Source organism: Pseudonocardia thermophila (assembly GCF_900142365.1).
GTDB lineage: Bacteria > Actinomycetota > Actinomycetes > Mycobacteriales > Pseudonocardiaceae > Pseudonocardia > Pseudonocardia thermophila.
Genome location: NZ_FRAP01000014.1, coordinates 41110 through 57617, shown reverse-complemented (window position 1 = coordinate 57617; position 16508 = coordinate 41110). Strand labels below are relative to the sequence as shown.

13 protein-coding genes are annotated in these 16508 nt (G+C 75.7%); 7 read left to right on the top strand and 6 right to left on the bottom strand.

What is annotated here, in order from left to right; all coding sequences use genetic code 11:
• Window positions 1–18 precede the first annotated feature (18 nt).
• Window positions 19–3315 carry an ATP-dependent helicase gene (locus tag BUE41_RS18215; RefSeq protein ID WP_073458333.1) on the top strand — a complete coding sequence of 1099 codons (3297 nt, stop codon included), beginning with the start codon at window positions 19–21 and terminating at the stop codon, window positions 3313–3315.
• Here BUE41_RS18215 and BUE41_RS18210 read toward each other — a convergent pair whose 3' ends face one another.
• Complete coding sequence (locus tag BUE41_RS18210) at window positions 3316–3864, bottom strand: DUF1697 domain-containing protein (protein WP_073458332.1); 549 nt, start codon at window positions 3862–3864, stop codon at window positions 3316–3318. It abuts the gene before it with no gap.
• Between the two features lie 150 nt (window positions 3865–4014).
• Between BUE41_RS18210 and BUE41_RS18205 the strand changes: the two genes are divergently transcribed.
• On the top strand, window positions 4015–5016 hold the full coding sequence (locus tag BUE41_RS18205; RefSeq protein WP_084755317.1) for a potassium channel family protein: 1002 nt from the start codon (window positions 4015–4017) through the stop codon (window positions 5014–5016).
• On the opposite strand, the gene BUE41_RS18200 is transcribed toward BUE41_RS18205, so the two are convergent.
• Window positions 4977–6296 carry a HAMP domain-containing sensor histidine kinase gene (locus tag BUE41_RS18200; protein ID WP_073458446.1) on the bottom strand — a complete coding sequence of 440 codons (1320 nt, stop codon included), beginning with the start codon at window positions 6294–6296 and terminating at the stop codon, window positions 4977–4979. The two genes, BUE41_RS18205 and BUE41_RS18200, sit on opposite strands and share 40 nt — an antisense overlap.
• A 16-nt stretch (window positions 6297–6312) precedes the next feature.
• Window positions 6313–6978 (bottom strand): response regulator transcription factor, encoded by a 666-nt coding sequence (locus BUE41_RS18195; protein WP_073458330.1) that lies wholly within the window; start codon window positions 6976–6978, stop codon window positions 6313–6315.
• 101 nt (window positions 6979–7079) lie between these two features.
• On the opposite strand from BUE41_RS18195, the gene BUE41_RS18190 reads away from it, so the two are divergent.
• The gene (locus BUE41_RS18190; RefSeq protein WP_073458329.1) at window positions 7080–7823 is read left to right on the top strand and encodes a hypothetical protein; all 744 of its coding nucleotides are present in this window, start codon (window positions 7080–7082) and stop codon (window positions 7821–7823) included.
• A 112-nt stretch (window positions 7824–7935) separates the two neighbouring features.
• On the opposite strand, the gene BUE41_RS18185 is transcribed toward BUE41_RS18190, so the two are convergent.
• The 3 genes from BUE41_RS18185 to xylA are packed head-to-tail and all read right to left on the bottom strand — an operon-like array spanning window position 7936 to window position 11566.
• The gene (locus BUE41_RS18185) at window positions 7936–8982 is read right to left on the bottom strand and encodes an ROK family transcriptional regulator (RefSeq protein ID WP_200803997.1); all 1047 of its coding nucleotides are present in this window, start codon (window positions 8980–8982) and stop codon (window positions 7936–7938) included.
• Entirely contained in the window at window positions 8979–10397 is a 1419-nt protein-coding gene (gene xylB, locus BUE41_RS18180) for a xylulokinase (protein WP_073458444.1), read from the bottom strand. The genes BUE41_RS18185 and xylB overlap by 4 nt, the downstream gene beginning before the upstream one ends.
• Before the next feature lie 8 nt (window positions 10398–10405).
• Window positions 10406–11566, bottom strand: coding sequence for a xylose isomerase (gene xylA, locus BUE41_RS18175; protein WP_073458328.1), 1161 nt, complete (start codon window positions 11564–11566; stop codon window positions 10406–10408).
• Window positions 11567–11678: 112 nt separating this feature from the next.
• Here xylA and BUE41_RS18170 point away from each other — a divergent pair, with 112 nt between their 5' ends.
• The 4 genes from BUE41_RS18170 to BUE41_RS18155 all read left to right on the top strand — a co-directional run bounded on the left by BUE41_RS18170 (window position 11679) and on the right by BUE41_RS18155 (window position 16497).
• Complete coding sequence (locus BUE41_RS18170; RefSeq protein ID WP_073458327.1) at window positions 11679–12659, top strand: hypothetical protein; 981 nt, start codon at window positions 11679–11681, stop codon at window positions 12657–12659.
• A 10-nt stretch (window positions 12660–12669) separates the two neighbouring features.
• Window positions 12670–13518, top strand: coding sequence for an exodeoxyribonuclease III (locus BUE41_RS18165; RefSeq protein WP_073458443.1), 849 nt, complete (start codon window positions 12670–12672; stop codon window positions 13516–13518).
• Between the two features lie 208 nt (window positions 13519–13726).
• The gene (locus BUE41_RS18160) at window positions 13727–15247 is read left to right on the top strand and encodes a class F sortase (protein ID WP_073458326.1); all 1521 of its coding nucleotides are present in this window, start codon (window positions 13727–13729) and stop codon (window positions 15245–15247) included.
• Window positions 15244–16497 carry an aldehyde dehydrogenase family protein gene (locus BUE41_RS18155; protein WP_073458325.1) on the top strand — a complete coding sequence of 418 codons (1254 nt, stop codon included), beginning with the start codon at window positions 15244–15246 and terminating at the stop codon, window positions 16495–16497. Before BUE41_RS18160 ends, BUE41_RS18155 begins: the two co-directional genes overlap by 4 nt.
• The last annotated feature ends 11 nt before the right edge of the window (window positions 16498–16508 follow it).

Below are 16508 nucleotides of genomic sequence, written 5' to 3'. Positions count from 1 at the left end.
GCCGTGTAGAACGGGCCGGTGGACCTGACCCCCCACGCGCTGGCCCGCGCGCTGGGCCTGCCGCCGCCCACGGACGAGCAGGCTGCGGTGATCGCCGCGCCGGCGCGCCCGGCACTGGTGGTCGCGGGGGCGGGCGCGGGCAAGACCGAGACGATGGCCGCCCGCGTCGTCTGGCTGGTCGCGACCGGGGCGGTGCGCCCGGAGCAGGTGCTGGGCCTGACGTTCACCCGCAAGGCGGCGCAGCAGCTCGGTGCGCGCGTGCGGGCGCGGCTGCGCAGGCTGGCCGGGTCCCGGCTGCTCGACGACCTGGACCCGACCGGTGCCCGCAAGGCGCAGCTGCTCGCCGGCGAGCCGACGATCTCGACCTACCACGCCTACGCGGGCCGGCTCGTGGCCGAGCACGCGCTGCGGCTGCCGGCTGAGCCCGCCGCCCGGCTGCTGACGGAGACGGCCGCCTGGCAGCTCGCCCACCGCGTCGTCACGAGCTGGGGCGAAGATCTGGATCTCGACATCGTGCCGGCCACCGTGACCGAGCGGGTGCTCGCGCTCGCCGGTGAGCTGGGGGAGCACCTCGTCGATCCGGAGGAGGTGCGTCGCCACGCCGAGCACCTGATCGAGCAGCTGACGAACGCACCGCGGGCGAAGGGGCAGCGGGCCGAGCCGTCGCAGCGCTACCGGCGCTGGATCGACATGCAGCGCCAGCGAGCCGCGCTGCTGCCGCTGGTGGAAGCGTTCGCGGCGCGCAAACGGGCCGAGCGCGCGGTGGACTTCTCCGATCAGCTCGCGATCGCCGCCCGCGTCGCCGACGCGCATCCCGAGGTCGGCGCCGCCGAGCGGGCCACGTACCGCGCGGTGCTGCTCGACGAGTACCAGGACACCGGGTACGCCCAGCGCGTGCTGCTGCGGGCCCTGTTCGGCACGCGGCCCGGCGACCCCGTGCGCCCGGACAACCCCGCGGTCACCGCGGTCGGTGACCCCTGCCAGTCGATCTACGGCTGGCGCGGTGCCAGTGCGGGCAACCTGGCGCGGTTCCGCACCGACTTCCCCGTCGCGGACGGCGTCCCGGCCGACTCGTACGGCCTGCTGACCAGCTTCCGCAACCCCGAGGCCGTGCTCGACCTGGCCAACACGGTGTCGGCGCCGCTGCGCGCCGCCCCCGACGCGATCGACGTCGGCGAGCTGCGCGCCGGCCGCGACGTGCCCGACGCCGATGTGCGGGTGGCGCTGCTGCCCGACGTCGCGAGCGAGATCGAGTGGCTGGCCGACGGCATCGCCGCGCACTGGCGCACCGCCGTGGCCGAGGGCACGTCGCCGCCCACGTCGGCGGTGCTGGTGCGCCGACGCGCCGACATGGACGACATCGCGCGCGCCCTGCGCGCCCGCGGCCTTCCCGTCGAGGTCGTGGGCCTGGGCGGGCTCCTCGACACCCCCGAGGTGCGTGACCTGGTGTGCGCGCTGCGGCTGATCGCCGACCCGCTCGCCGGGCCCGCCGCGGCGCGGCTGCTCACCGGGGCGCGGTGGCGGCTCGGCGTCGCCGACCTGGCCGCGCTGTGGGAGCGCGCTCGCGAGCTCGCCCCGACGTTCCCGCCCCGCAGCGCCCCGCTCACCCCTGAGGAGCTGGCGCTCGGTGCGCTGCCGGGCGAGCAGGCCGAGCTGGCCGGGCTGGTGGACGCGATCGACGATCCCGGCCCACCCGAGCGGTACACGGAGGCCGGGTACGCGCGCATCACCCGGCTCGGCCGCGAGCTGGCCTGGCTGCGGTCGCGGGCCGGGGCGCCGCTGACCGACCTGGTCGCCGACGCCGAGCGGGTGCTGCTGCTCGACGTCGAGACCGCGGCCCGGCCGGGGCCGGTGGGTCGGGCGCACCTCGACAAGTTCGCCGACGTCGTCGCCGAGTTCGCCACCGGCGCCGAGGTGGCCACCCTGCCGGCGCTGCTGGACTACCTCGACACCGCCGAGCGGGCCGAGGACGGCCTCACCCCGGGCGAGGTGGAGATCGCCACCGACCGGGTGCAGGTGCTGACCGTGCACGCCGCGAAGGGTTTGGAGTGGGAGGTCGTCGCGGTGCCGCACTTGGTCGACGGGGTGTTCCCCGGACGGCGGTTGAGCGGCACCTGGCTCACCAACCCGACCGAGCTGCCGACGGCCCTGCGCGGTGACCGCGCCGACCTGCCGCAGCTGGAGCTGCCCGAGGGCGGCGACCGCAAGGAGATGGAGGCCGCGCTGCTCGCCCACGACGCCGCGCTGGAGGAACGGCGCAGGACCGAGGAGCGCCGCCTCGCCTACGTCGCCCTGACCCGGGCAGAACGGGTACTGCTGTGCTCGGGCCACCGCTGGCCCGCGAGCGGGGACCGGCCGCGCACGCCGTCCGAGTTCCTGCTGGAGCTGGCCAGAGTCCACGAGCCCGAGCAGTGGGCGCCGGAGCCGGAGGAGGGCGAGGTCAACCCGGCGACCGTCGACCCGCCGTCCGGCGTGTGGCCGAGCGACCCGCTGGGTGAGCGGTCCGCGGACGTGCACGCGGGCGCCGAACGCGTGCGGGCCGCGCTGCGCGAGCTGGACGAGCGCCGCTTCACCGACGGGGAGCCGGGCACGCAGCTGGACCTGCTCGGCGAGCCGGAACCTGACCGGGAGCTCGAGGACGACCCGGAGGGCTGGCTGGCCGACGTCGAGGTGCTGCTGGCCGAACGGTCGGCGGCCCGCGCGCGGCCGACCGTCGAACTGCCGCGGGAGCTGTCGGTGAGCCAGCTGGTCGACCTCGCCGCGGACCCAGCGGGGTTGGCCGCACGGCTGCGCCGCCCGCTGCCGCTGCCGCCGAACCCCCACGCCCGCCGCGGCACCGCGTTCCACGCGTGGCTGGAGCAGCGGTTCGGCGCGGCCCAGCTGCTCGACATCGACGAGCTGCCCGGTGCCGCGGACGAGGGCGCGGCGTCCGACGACGCCCTGGAGGAGCTGCAGGAGTCGTTCCTTCGCTCGGAGTGGGCGGAGCGGCGACCGGTCGAGCACGAGGTGCCGTTCGAGACCGTCGTGGCCGGGGTGGCGGTGCGCGGGCGGATGGACGCCGTCTTCGCCGATCCCGACGGCGGGTACACGGTCGTCGACTGGAAGACCGGTGCGCTGCCGGACGAGGCGAGCATGCCGGCGCTGGCCGTGCAGCTCGCGGCGTACCGGCTGGCGTGGGCGGAGCTGACGGACTGCCCGCTGGAGAAGGTGCGGGCGGCGTTCCACTTCGTCCGCCAGAACGTCACGCTGCGCCCGGCCGATCTGCTGGACGCCGACGGCCTGCGCAGGCTGCTGGAGTCGGTGCCCACCGGGTGATCAGAGGAGGTCGGCCAGCTTCGCGATCGTGTTCCAGTTGCGGGTGGTGACCTCGACGTGCAGGTTCTTGGTGATCCAGCCGGACACGTCCGGGCTCTCCAGCAGGCCGTTCGGGCACCACTGGTAGACGACCCGCTCGCCGAGCTGCACGTTCCCCGGGTCGATCGCGGTGAGGTCGTGCTCGGCCAGCAGCGCCGGATCGGGATCGGCGAACAGGACGTGGGCCATCATCCGCGAGCCGGCCTTCTCGACCGCAGCCATCTCGGCCGCGTAGGGCAGCCCGGCCGCGATGGTGCGCAGCTGCCCGGCGGTGAGCACCAGCGTCCGGGCGCTCACCCCGGTGCGCGCGGCGAGGGCCTCCTCGACCCGGGCGCCGGCCTCGGCGGGATCGAGGCCGTCGTTCCCGGTGCCGACGGCGTTGCCGCTGTTGAGGTGGGTCCGTACGGCGGAGAAGCCGCTCTCTTCGAGGACCGCGCGGAGATCGGCCATGGCCACGCGCTTGGCCGTGCCGACGTTGATGCCGCGGACGAGGATCGCGTAGCGCGCCATGGCTGGACGCTAGCCCGTCCCCGGCCGGGTGCGCACGGCGCGGCCTTCCCGCAGGTCCGCGTCGCAGGAGGGCTATCGTCACGCGCCGTGAGGAGAGCTCGGCGTGATCGCCGACCGTTCGCGGACCCGGCGCTCGCCGGGCCGATCCGGATGCCGGACACGCACCTCACCCCGGTGGAGGCGCTGCTCCGGCGGTTCGCGATCGCCGTAGGTGCGCTGGTCGCCACCGCGCTGATCGTCTACTTCGGCGGCGACGGCTACAAGGACGCCAACAACGACGACGGCATCAGCCTGCTCGACGCCTTCTACTACGCGACCGTCTCGGTCTCCACGACCGGCTACGGCGACATCGTCCCGGTCACGGACACCGCCCGGTTCATGACAACGGTGTTCGTCACCCCGCTCCGGCTGATCTTCCTGATCACCTTCGTCGGCACCACGGTCGAGCTGCTCACCGAGCGCTCCCGGCAGAGCTTCCGCATCCAGCGCTGGAGGACACGCGTGCGCAACCACACGGTCGTCGTCGGCTACGGCACCAAGGGGCGGGCTGCCGTCGACACCCTCCTCGGTGACGGGACCGATCCCGCGGACATCGTCGTCGTCGACACCGATCGCGCCCAGCTCGACGCCGCGTCCGCGCTCGGGCTGGTCACGGTCACCGGCAACGCGACGCGCTCCAGCGTCCTGCGCATCGCCGGCGTGCAGAAGGCCAAGGCCCTCGTCGTGGCCACCAACCGCGACGACACCGCCGTGCTGGTCACCCTCACCGCCCGCGAGCTGGCCCCGAACGTCCGCATCGTGGCGTCGGTGCGGGAGTCGGAGAATGTCCACCTGCTGCGCCAGTCCGGCGCGAACTCGGTGATCGTCTCGGCGGAGACGGCCGGTCGGCTGCTCGGCGCCGCCACCACGACCCCGGCCGTCGTCGAGGTGATCGAGGACCTGCTCACGCCGGAGGCCGGGTTCGCGATCAGCGAGCGGGAGGTCGACGAGACCGAGATCGGCGGCTCGCCGCGGCACCTGTCGGACATCGTCTTGGCGGTGGTGCGCGGCGACCAGCTCTACCGGGTCGACTCGCCCCGGGTCGACGCGCTGGAGCGCGGCGACCGGCTGCTCTACGTCCGCAAGGTCACGCCCGCCGAGGACGACGACTGAGCGGCTGCGTCCCGCACGGGGAGGGACAGCTCGAACACCGCGCCCGTCCCGCTCGCGGGCTCCAGGCAGCGCAGGTCGCCGCCGTGCGCGCGGGCGATGCCGCGCGCGATGGCCAGTCCGAGGCCGGCACCGCCTGCGGTGCGGGCGGTGTCCAGCCGCACCAGCCGGTCGAAGATCCGCTCCCGATCGGCGGCGGGGATCCCCGGTCCCCGATCGGTCACCCGCAACCGTCCGTCCCCGACGTGCACGGCGACGGGGGTCCGGGGCGGGGTGTGCTTGCGCGCGTTGTCCAGCAGGTTCGCCAGCACCTGCGCCAGCCGGGCCGGATCGCCGTCGACCACCGACGAGGACCCGTCGAGGGTGATCGGGCGATCGGGGTCGAGCAGCCGGGCCCGGTCGATCTCGGCCCGGGCCAGCTCCAGCAGGTCCACGGGTTCCCGCTGCAGCTCGATGCCGGCGTCGATGCGGGCGAGCGCGAGCAGGTCCTCCACGAGCCGGCCGGCGCGCCGGCTCTCCCGCAGCAGCAGCAGGTGCAGCTGTTCGCGCTGGTCGGCGGGCAGCGCTGGATCCATCACCGCCTCGACGACGGCGTGCATCCCGGCGAGCGGGGTGCGCAGCTCGTGCGCCGCGTCGGCGACGAACTGCCGGGTGCGCGCCTCCGACGCGACGGCGGCGGCCTCCGAGCGCTCCAGCGCGTCGAGCATGTCGTCGAACGCGGCGGCGGTGCGGCCCAGCTCGGTGTCGGTGCGCACGGGCGCCAGCCGGCGGCCGCGGTCGCCGCGCGCGATGGACCGGGCGAGGGCGGTCATCGTGTCGAGCGGCCTGAGCGCCAGCTTCGTCGTCCACAGCGTCACGAATCCGGCGACGGCCAGCGCTGCTAGCGCCAGCAGCACGAGGATGCGGCGCAGCCGCTCCTGCGCGGAGGAGACCGGCCCGGCCTCGCCGATGAGCAGCAGCCGCGATCCGTCCGGCAGCGGCTGGTCGATGATCTGGTCGGCCGGTCCGCGCCGGCGCGGCTCCGGCGGCCGCAGCGGGGCGCGGTCACCGGGCTCCAGCAGGATCACCCGGATCCCCGGGGCGGACACCTGCCGGGCGATCTCGGCGTCGCCCACTCCCTGCCCGGCCAGCTCCGCGGCCAGCGCCGCCCGCGCGGACACGGCGGCGCGCAGATCGGCGTTGCTCTGCGCCACGAACACGACCTCGGTGAGCACCGTGACCGCCACCAGCACCGCGGCCAGCACGACCATCGACGACACCGTGACCCGGGCCCGCAACGACATCACGGCAGGCACCTCATCACGTCTGGTCGGCCCGCAGCACGTACCCGAGGCCGCGCACGGTGTGCAGCAGCCGCGGCTCGCCCAGCTTGCGGCGCAGCGCCGACACGTGCACCTCCACCAGGTTCGGGTCGTAGTCGGTGTAGCCCCACACGCCGGTGAGGATCTGGCCCTTGCTCACCACCCGGCCGCGCTGCGCCGCCAGGTACTCCAGCAGCTTCAGCTCGGTCGCGGTCAGCTCGACCGGTGCGCCGCGGCGGCGCACCTCGCCGGCGGCCGCGTCGATCAGCAGGTCCCCGATCTCGACGGTCGACGGGGTGCGGCCCATGCGCCGCAGCACCGCGGTCACCCGCGCCACCAGCTCGGCGAGCACGAACGGCTTGACCACGTAGTCGTCGGCGCCGCCGTGCAGGCCGCGCAACCGGTCGTCGACGGCGTCCCGCGCCGTCAGCATCACCACGCCCGCGCCGCTGGTGCGGCGCACCACGTCGAGCAGCGCGAACCCGTCCCGGCCGGGCAGCATCACGTCGAGCACGACGAGATCGGGCCGGAACGCCACCAGGTCGTCCTCGAGGGTGCGCCCGTCCGGGCGCCCGGCGGCCCCGTAGCCGGCCGCGCTGAGGCCGGCGACGACGGCGGTGCGGATCGCCTCCGCGTCCTCCACCACCAGCACCCGCGCGTCCATGCCGCCATTGTCGGCGCGCTTTCGCGGCCGAAGCTGAAGATCAGCTGAAGAGTCCCTGCGCCTTCAGGGTCCGTTCAGGAACCGCTCCGAGATTGGAGGGCATGAGCACTACGGAGCCGCCCACCACCCCCGCTCCCGCCGAGCACCCGCCGCCGCCTCCGAAGCGGCGCCGGCGGCCCACCCGCTCGCTCGTGCTGCTCGCGCTCGGCGGGCTGGCCCTGTTCGTCGTCGGCGGGGTCGCCGGCGCGCTGCTGTTCTCCCGGCCCGCGCACACCGACGCTCCCGGCGTGATCCACCTCGACGCCCGCGAACCCTGGGACGGGCCGCCGTGGGTCGACACCCCGCCCGGCCGGCCCGACCGCTGGTCCGGCCCCGACCGCGAGCTCGACCGCGGCCCGGGCCGCGGTCCGGGGATCTCCTTCGGCACCCGCGGGCCGCTGGTGCTGGGCACCGTCGACTCCGTCGGGGACGGCACGCTCGTCGTCACGCCCGACGGTGCTGCGCCACGCACCCTGCGCACCGACGACCGCACCCGGGTCGCCGGCCCCGGCGGACGCTCGGTGTCCGACGTGAAGCCCGGCCAGCGGGTCGTGGTCGTCGTCGACGGCAGCGGCGACTCCGCCACCGCGGTCTCGATCTGGGTGCCGCAGACCCGGTTCGTCGGCACGGTGACCGCGGTGAACGGCGACACCGCGACCGTCACGACGGCGAACGGGCTCGTCGCCACCGTCAACACGGGCTCGGTGAGCCCGAAGCCGGCCGTCGGGGACGTCGTCGCGATCAGCGGCGCCGCGTCCGGCACCACCATCACCGCGACGACGATCACGGTTCTGCCCAGGGCCTGAGTGCTCCGTGGGGGTGGCAGGTGGGCGAGGTGCAGGAACGCCACTTCCTCGCCAGGAAGCGGCAGGAAAGTGATTTCCTGCAAGATCATCCAGCCACCCCCGACGCGCCAGGTCAGCGACCCCCGTCCGGGCTCCTGATCACCGCTCGCACGACCGTCGCGGCCGCCCCGCGCAGCGCACCGCCCGCACCCGGGTCGCTCACCGTGACCGTGACCGGGGGATCGAGCTCCGCCAGCTCCGCGGCGACCGCGGCCCGCAGCGGTTCGGCCACGGCCGGGTCGAGCCCGCCCAGCACGATCGTGCGCACGTCGAGCAGCGCGACCGCGCCGGTCAGCGCGGCGCCCAGGGCCCGCGCCGACCGGTCGAGGTCGCGCAGATCGACCAGCCGCTCCAGGCAGCCGCGACCTCCGCACCGGCACGGCGGCCCGCCCGGCTCGACGACCATGTGCCCGAGCTCGCCCGCCCGTCCGCCCGGCCCGCGAAACAGTTCGCCGCCGATGACCACACCCGCGCCGATGCCGATCCCGATCGAGGCGTAGAGGAAGTCCGCCGGCGTCCGGCCGAACCACAGCTCGGCGAGCGCGGCGAGGTCGGCCTCGTTCGCGATCCCCGTCGCGCAACCCAGCCGCGCGGCCAGCCCACCGGCCGCGTCCACCCCGGCCCACCGCGACAGGTTGGGCAGCCGCACGATCGCGCTCTCCCCGACGATGCCGGGCACGGCCAGGTGGGCACCCGCGATCGGCAGCGCCGCCTCCGCCCGCACCGCCGCGGCCAGCTCGGCCAGCGCGTCGAGCACGCCCTCCGGGTCGGCGTCGACGTGCTCCGACGGCACGATCCGCTGCGCGCGCACCGCTCCGGTCAGGTCGACGACGCACGCCCCCAGCCGGTCCACACCCAGCTCCAGTCCCAGCCCCGCCGGCCCGTTGCGGTTGAGCTGCAGCGGCGCGGCGGGCCGGCCGGGCCCGCCGCGTTCAGCCGCCAGCTCGGTCACCAGCCCGGCCGTGATCAGCTCGTCCACCAGCGACGACACAGTGCCGCGGGTGAGCCCGGTCCGCTCCGCCACCCGCGCCCGGGACAGCGGCTCCGCCTCCGCGACGCAGCCCAGCACGAGCGCCAGGTTGTGCCGGCGGACCGTGCGGTGCCCTGCCGGGGCGATCACCGCAGCCGGCGCGCGGTCAGGTCGCGGACCGCCGCGTACCGCTCCCGCACAGCCGGGGTGGGCTCCGCGGTGAACAGCTCGGTGTCCGCGGCCGGCCACTCCGGCGGGCCGTCGGCGCCGGTGAGCACCCACGCGGCCTGCTTCGCGGCGCCGTCGGCCACGTACTCGCCGGGCGTCGGCCGCAGCACCGGGGTGCCGAACACCGCCGGGGCGATCGCGGCGACCGCGTCCGACCGGGCGCCGCCACCCACCAGGAAGACCCGCTCCACCGGCACGTCCGCGGCCACCAGCGCGTCGAGCGCATCGGCCAGCCCGCTCAGCAGCCCCTCGACGTACGCCCGCGCCAGGTGCTGCGGTGTCGACGTGGCCAGCGTGAGGCCGTGCAGCGCCCCGGTCGCGTCGGGCCGGTTCGGCGTCCGTTCGCCCTCGAGGTACGGCACGAGCACCAGCCCGTCCGCGCCCGCCGGGGCGGCCAGCGCCAGCCGGGCCAGCTCGGCGTGGTCGACGCCGAGCAGCGCGCACGCCGCGTCGAGCACCCGGGCGGCGTTCAGCGTGCACACCAGCGGCAGGTACTCCCCGGTCGCCGACGCGAACCCGGCGATGATCCCGGTCGGGTCCGCGGTCGCCACGGTGCTCACCGCCGACACGACGCCCGAGGTGCCCAGCGACACCACCACATCACCCGGACCGGCGCCGAGCCCGAGCGCGGCGCCCGCGTTGTCGCCGGTGCCCGGGCCCAGCACGACGCCGGACGGCGTGGTGCCCGCGGCCTCGCCCGGTGCGAGCACTCGCGGCAGCACGACGTCCGAGCGGCCGAGCCCCAGCCTCAGCAGCTCCGGCAGGTACGCGCCCGTGGTGGGGGAGAAGTAGCCGGTGCCGGACGCGTCGCCGCGGTCGGTCACCAGGTCGTCGAGCGAGCCGGTGCCGCGCAGCTTCCAGGTCAGCCAGTCGTGCGGCAGGCAGACCGCCGCCGTGCGGGCCGCGTTCTCCGGCTCGTGCACGGCCAGCCAGCGCAGCTTCGTCACCGTGAACGACGGCACCGGCAGGCTGCCGGTCGCCTCGGCCCAGGCCTGGGCGCCGTACTCCTCGACCAGCTGGGCGGTCTCCTCCGCCGAGCGGGTGTCGTTCCACAGCAGCGCCGGGCGCACCACCTCGCCGTCGGCGTCGAGGCACACCATGCCGTGCTGCTGGGCGGCGACGGCGATCGCGGCCACGTCGGCGAGCCCGCCCGCGGCCGCGATCGCGGACTGCAGCGCGGCCCACCAGGCCGCCGGGTCCACCTCCGTGCCCGGCGGGTGCGGCGCCCGCCCGCAGCGCACCAGAGCGCCGGTCTCGGCATTGCGCACCACGACCGTGCAGGACTGCGTCGACGAGTCGACGCCCGCCACGAGCGGCCGGGCCGATGGTGCGGTCACGAGCTCCGTCACCGCGCCCCCATGAGGTGCTCCACCGCGAGCTGGTTGAGCCGCACGTAGCCGTAGCCGCGCTCGCCCGCCTCGTCCGGGTCGTAGTCCTCGAACGTCGAGCGGTCGGCGAGCAGGTCCGCGAGCGTCTCGCCGGGGCCCAGCGTGGGCCGGGCCAGCTCGCCCACCCCGGCCACGGCCATCGCCTCGGCCACCTCGGGATCGGCCCGGAACGCCGCCACCCGCTCCTTGAGCAGCAGGTACGTGCGCATGTTCGCCGCGGCCGACGCCCACACCCCGTCGATGTCCTCGGTGCGCAGCGGTTTGTAGTCGAAGTGCCGCGGCCCGTCGTAGCCGCCGTTCTCCAGCAGGTCGACGGTGGCGAACGCGGAGAGCAGGTCGCCGTGGCCGAACACCAGGTCCTGGTCGTACTTGATGCCGCGCTGCCCGTTCAGGTCGACGTGGAAGAGCTTACCCGCCCACAGCGCCTGCGCGATCCCGGCGGTGTAGTTCAGCCCGGCCATCTGCTCGTGGCCGACCTCGGGGTTCACGCCCACGATGTCGCCGTGCTCCAGGGTCGCGATGAACGCGAGCGCGTGCCCGACGGTCGGCAGCAGGATGTCCCCGCGCGGCTCGTTCGGCTTGGGCTCGAGCGCGAACCGGATGCGGTAGCCCTGCTCCTTGACGTACGCGGCGAGCGTGTCGATGGCCTCGCGGTAGCGGTCCAGCGCGGCGGCGATGTCCTTGCCGGAGTCGACCTCCGCGCCCTCCCGGCCGCCCCAGAACACGTAGGTCGACGCGCCCAGCTCGGCGGCGAGGTCCAGGTTCCGGACGGTCTTGCGGATCGCGTAGCGGCGCACCCCGCGGTCGTTCGAGGTGAACGCGCCGTCCTTGAACACCGGATGGGTGAACAGGTTCGTCGTCATCATCGGCACGACGAGCCCGGTCGCGTCCAGCGCGGCGCGGAACCGGGCGAGCACGGCGGCTCGGTCGATGCCCGGGGGCAGTAGGTCGTCGTCGTGGAACGTGATGCCGTAGGCGCCGAGATCAGCGAGCCGGTGCACCGCCTCGACCGGGTCGAGCGGTGGCCGGGTCGCCTCGCCGAACGGGTCGCGGGCGGGCCAGCCGACCGTCCAGAGGCCGAAGCTGAACCGATCGTCGGGAGTGGGTGCCGTGGCCATCGCGACTCCTTCGTCCGAGGTTTGTTCGATGTTCGTACTAATTGCTCCACGGTAGCGTGCGCCACATGCAGGGGGGAACGGTTCAGACGGGGCGGATCCGTCGACGGGAACGATGACGAACACGGTTTCCGGCTCGACGCACGGGGCTGCGACCACGCGCCCCACTCGCGCGACGGCCGCCGTCCTCGCCGGTGCGGCGACGGTGGCCACGGTCGTCGGCAGCGTGCTGCCGCTCGACACGTCCGGCGACGGGCAGCGCTGGACGAACGCCTGGACCGGTGGGGCCGCCACCGGGATCGCCTTCACGATCGCCGCCGCCGTGCTGGCCGCGGCCACGGTGCAGCTGGTGCGGCGCGCCCGCCGGCCTGCACTCGCCGCCGTGAGCGCGGGGGCGGGGTTGCTCGCCGGGCTCGTCGTGACGGTCCGGCTCGCGTCGGCCGCCGCCGCGCACAACGCGCAGCAGCTGCGCGCGACCTTCCCGGACCTGCGGATCGTCGACACGGCCGGGATCGGCGCGTGGGTGCTCGGCGGGGCCGCCGTCCTCGCGCTCGGCGCCGCCGCGCTCGCCGTCCGCGCGTTCGGGCGCCCCGACGGGCCGCCCGGCGGCTCCCGCCCGCTCGCCGCGCTCGCCGGGGTGCTCGCGGCCGGGCTCGCCGTCGCGGCGAGCCTGCTGGCGATCACCGTCACGACGGTCGCGGGTCCGCCGCACTCGATCGGGTACGCCACCGGCTGGGGGTTCGTCGTGGCGAGCGGGCCGGCCGGGGCCGGCCAGGCCGTGCCGCTCGTCGGCGTCCCGCTGGTGATCGCGGCGGCGGTGCTGCTGCTCGGGTCGCTGCTCGTGCTCGACATGCACGGCGCCGAGCGGGCCGCGCCGCTGCTCACCCTGGGCGCCGCCGGGCTCGCCGGGGTGCTCGGGGCCACGTGGACGGGCTGGCTCGCGCTCGTCGAGGCCCAGTCGACGGCCGACATCGGCATCGCCACGACGCTGGGTGCCGGCACGTGGGTGCTCCTCGCGGCCACCCTCGTCGGCCTGCTGCTCGGCGCGGTCCTGTGGCTGCGGCCCACCCGCCGTCCGCTGCGGCGCGACCCGTAGCGTGCCAGTCGTGCGCCTCGCGACCTGGAACGTCAACTCGGCGCTCGTCCGGCTGCCGCGCCTGCTCCCGTGGCTGGACGAGCGCAACCCCGACATCGTGTGCCTGCAGGAGACCAAGCTCTCCGACGAGGCGTTCGCCGACGCCCTCGCCGTGCCCCTCGCTGAACGCGGCTACGAGTTCGCGCACGTCGGTGAGGGCCGGTGGAACGGGGTGGCGATCCTGTCCCGGGTCGGGCTCGACGACGTCGAGCGGCAGCTGCCCGGCGCGCCCACGTTCGGCGACGTGCTGGAGGCCCGCGCGGTCACCGCGACCTGCGGTGGGCTGCGGGTCACCTCGGTGTACGTGCCCAACGGGCGCACCCCGGACGATCCCCACTACGCGTACAAGCTGGAGTGGCTCGCCGCACTGCGCGACTCCGTCACCGACCCGGCCACCACGGTGATCGCGGGCGACATGAACATCGCCCCGACCGACGTCGACGTGTGGGACCCGGCCGTGTTCACCGAGTCCACCCACGTGACCCCGCCGGAACGGGCCGCGCTCGCCGAGCTCGTCGGGCTGGGGCTCATCGACGTCGTGCGCGCCAAGTGGCCCGACCACGACCGGATCTTCACCTACTGGGACTACCGCGCCGGACGCTTCCACCAGGACCTCGGCATGCGCATCGACCTCGTCCTCGCCGGCGCCGACCCGGCCGGGCGCGTCGCCGCCGCGTGGGTCGACCGCAAGGCCCGCAAGGGATCCGGACCCAGCGACCACGCCCCGGTGATCGTCGATCTCGACGAGGCCCTGGACGGGGACATCGGACCGGTCGTTCCGCCCCCGTCGACGCCGAAGAAGCTGCCGCCGCGCCGGTAACTGGTCTGCGCGCACCACTCCCCCGTTCAGGGGATATGATCCCGCCCGCTGCGGGTGCGGAGTGCCGCATCCGCGCGATCCGTCTACGCAGCGTGGTCGAACGGGAGTGGCAGATGGGTGTGCTGACCCGGTCCGTCCGGCGCGTCGCCCTGCGACGATCGGGGTCGCGCTGAGCGCGCCGGAGAAGGCCCCGGACGCAGGTCCGGGGGTGCCGCGCTGGGCGGTCACCGGCGAACTGCCCGTCGTCCGGCCGCGCACCCCGACCGCTGCGGCCGTCGCCGAGCTGCTCGCCGTGCTGTCCGACCCGCGGGGCTCGGACCCGGCGTCGGTGGTCGATCTCATGGCCGCGGCGCTGGCCACCGGGACCCCGGCGGCGGGGCCGTCGCTGGCCCGCCCGTTCGCACCCGCACCGCGGTCGTCCCCGCGGTCCGGGCCGCTGCCGGCGACCCGAGCGACGGAGCCGGTGCCGGAACCATCGGCTCGGCGGGCCGCCGAACAGGCGACGAACGCCGCGTCGACGACCGCGCCGACGACCGCACCGAAGACCGCGACCGCGGCGGCGACGAAGCCCGCGGCGAACGCGCCGGCCCGGTCGTCGGCGCGGCCCGTCCCGGTGCCGGCCGCGGTCCGCGCGGCTCCGACCGGACCGATGCCCGTCCTCGCGCCCGCGCCGGACCGAGCCGCGGAGACCCGCGACCTGCCCGTCCTGCCACCAGCCGCTACCGGGGGATGGCAGGAGAGCCGCTCTCCCGCCACGACCCGGCAGGAGAGCGGCCCTCCTGCCACGGCTGCACCCGCGCGCCCGGCCCCGACAACACCGGCACCGGCTCGACCGCGCCCGGCCGCACGTCCCCGGCCCGCGCCGCAGGAGAAGGCCGGATCGGCTGCGCCGCGTCCCGCCCCGGCGCCACCGCGGAGGACGCAGCAGATGACACAGCAGCAGGCCCGCCCCACGGCCCGCTGGCCCGCAGCGGCACCCGTACCTGCGCCGAAACCCGCGCCGAGACCCGCGCCGGAACCCGCCGACCCCGCGAAGCCGGAGCCCGCCGCGGTCGCTCCCGCGCCGGCGAAGCAGAAGCCCGGGTCGTCGATCCCCGAACTGGCCGCACCCCCGCCCCGGCGGATCGGCCACCGGTTCGCCGGCAGCGCGCTCGGCCTCGTCTGCATCGCGGCCGGACTTGGCCCGGACTACCCGTTCGTCCCGCTGGCCGAGCCCGGTCTCGTGGTCGCCGTCCCCACGGCCGCGGTGACCCCGAGCCCGGTCCCGCCTCCGCCGCCGCGGTCCTGGTCGGCTCCCGCCGCGGTGGCCGTGCGCGGCGTAGAGCTGCCGGTCGTGTCGGTCCGCGCCGAGGAGGACGGGCGGGTCGAGGTGCCCGATCCGCTGGTGAACGTCGGCTGGTGGACCCCGAGCGCGCTGCCCGGGCAGAGCGACGGCACGACCGTGCTCGTCGCCCGCGCCGAACCCGGCGAGCCCCCGGCGGGCGTGCTGCGCGAGCTGCAGCCCGGCGAGACCGTGCAGATCCGCGACCTGGAGGGCCAGTCGCTCGCGTTCGTCGTCGAGAGCCGCCAGGAGCACGGACCGGTGCTGCCGGCGCACGACGTGTTCGTCACCGGCGGAGCGCACCGGCTGGTCCTGCTGACCTCCGCCGGGGAGTTCGACCCGGTGCACCGCAGCTACGCGGACAACGTGGTGGTGGTCGCGCGGCCGCTGGCTACTGTTGCCGGGTGACCGCAACGGAGGACCCCACCGAGACCGCCGCCGCCGTGCGCGCGGCGGCCGAGCGGGCCGCCGCGGCCGCACCGGGAGTGCGTGCCGCGGGTGGGCCCGCCATCGACGCCGCGCTGCGCACGATGGCGCAGCTGATCCGCGAGCGCGCCGAACGCGTGCTCGCTGCCAACGCCGAGGACGTCGTCGCCGCCGAGGCGAACGGGATGGCGCCGGGCCTGCTCGACCGGCTGCGCCTGACCCCGGAGCGGCTCGCCGACATCGGCACCCAGCTGGAGGTGCTCGCCGCGACGCCGGAGCCGCCCACGCAGCGGGAGGTCCGCACGCTCGCGACGGGGGAGCGGGTGTTCGAGCGGCGGATCCCGGTAGGGGTGATCGGGGCGATCTTCGAGGCCCGCCCGAACGTCACCGTCGACGTCGCGTCGCAGGTGCTCAAGGCACGCTCGGCCGCCGTCCTGCGGACCGGCGCGGCCGCGCTGGGCAGCGCGCGGGCGCTCGTCGAGGAGATCATCGCCCCCGCGCTCGCCGCCAACGGTGTTCCGGCCGGCGCCGTGCAGCTGGTGCCCGTGCCGGGGCACGCCGGCGCCGACGCGCTGGTGGGCCTGCCCGACCTGGTGCCGCTGGTCGTCGTACGCGGCAGCGGCGAGGTCACCCGGCGGCTGTCCGCGCTCGGTGCCCAGGCCGGTACCCGCGTGCTCGCCCACGCCGACGGCGGCGGCGTGCTCTACCTGGACTCCAGCGCCGACGAGGCCGATGTGACCCGGCTGATCGTGGAGAGCACCGACCGGCTGGGCGTGTGCAACCGGCTCAACCTGCTGCTGATCGACCGCCCCGCCTACGACCGGCTGTGGCCGATCGCGGAGAAGGCGCTCGTCGACCGCGGCCTCACTCCGAGCCTGCCCCCGCACGGGCACCCGCTCGGGCACGAGTGGGCGCTCGACGCGGGCAACGAGGGCCACGTCACCGTGGCGTCCGTCGACGGACCGGTCGAGGCTGCGCAGCTCGCCGGGCGGGAGACCTCAGGTCTGGCGGCGGCGATCTGCGCCACCGACGAGACCGCAGCGACCGCGTTCATCGACGCCTACACCGGCACGGGCGTCTTCTGGAACGCCACCACCCGGCTGCTGGACGGCTACAAGCTGCTCGGCCTGCCCGAGACCGGCATCAACGTCGACCACACGCCCGGCCCGCGCGGCCCGGTGACCTACCCGGACCTGTCGCTGCGCCAGTTCGTGGTGCTGCCCCCGGCCTGACCACCCGTTCT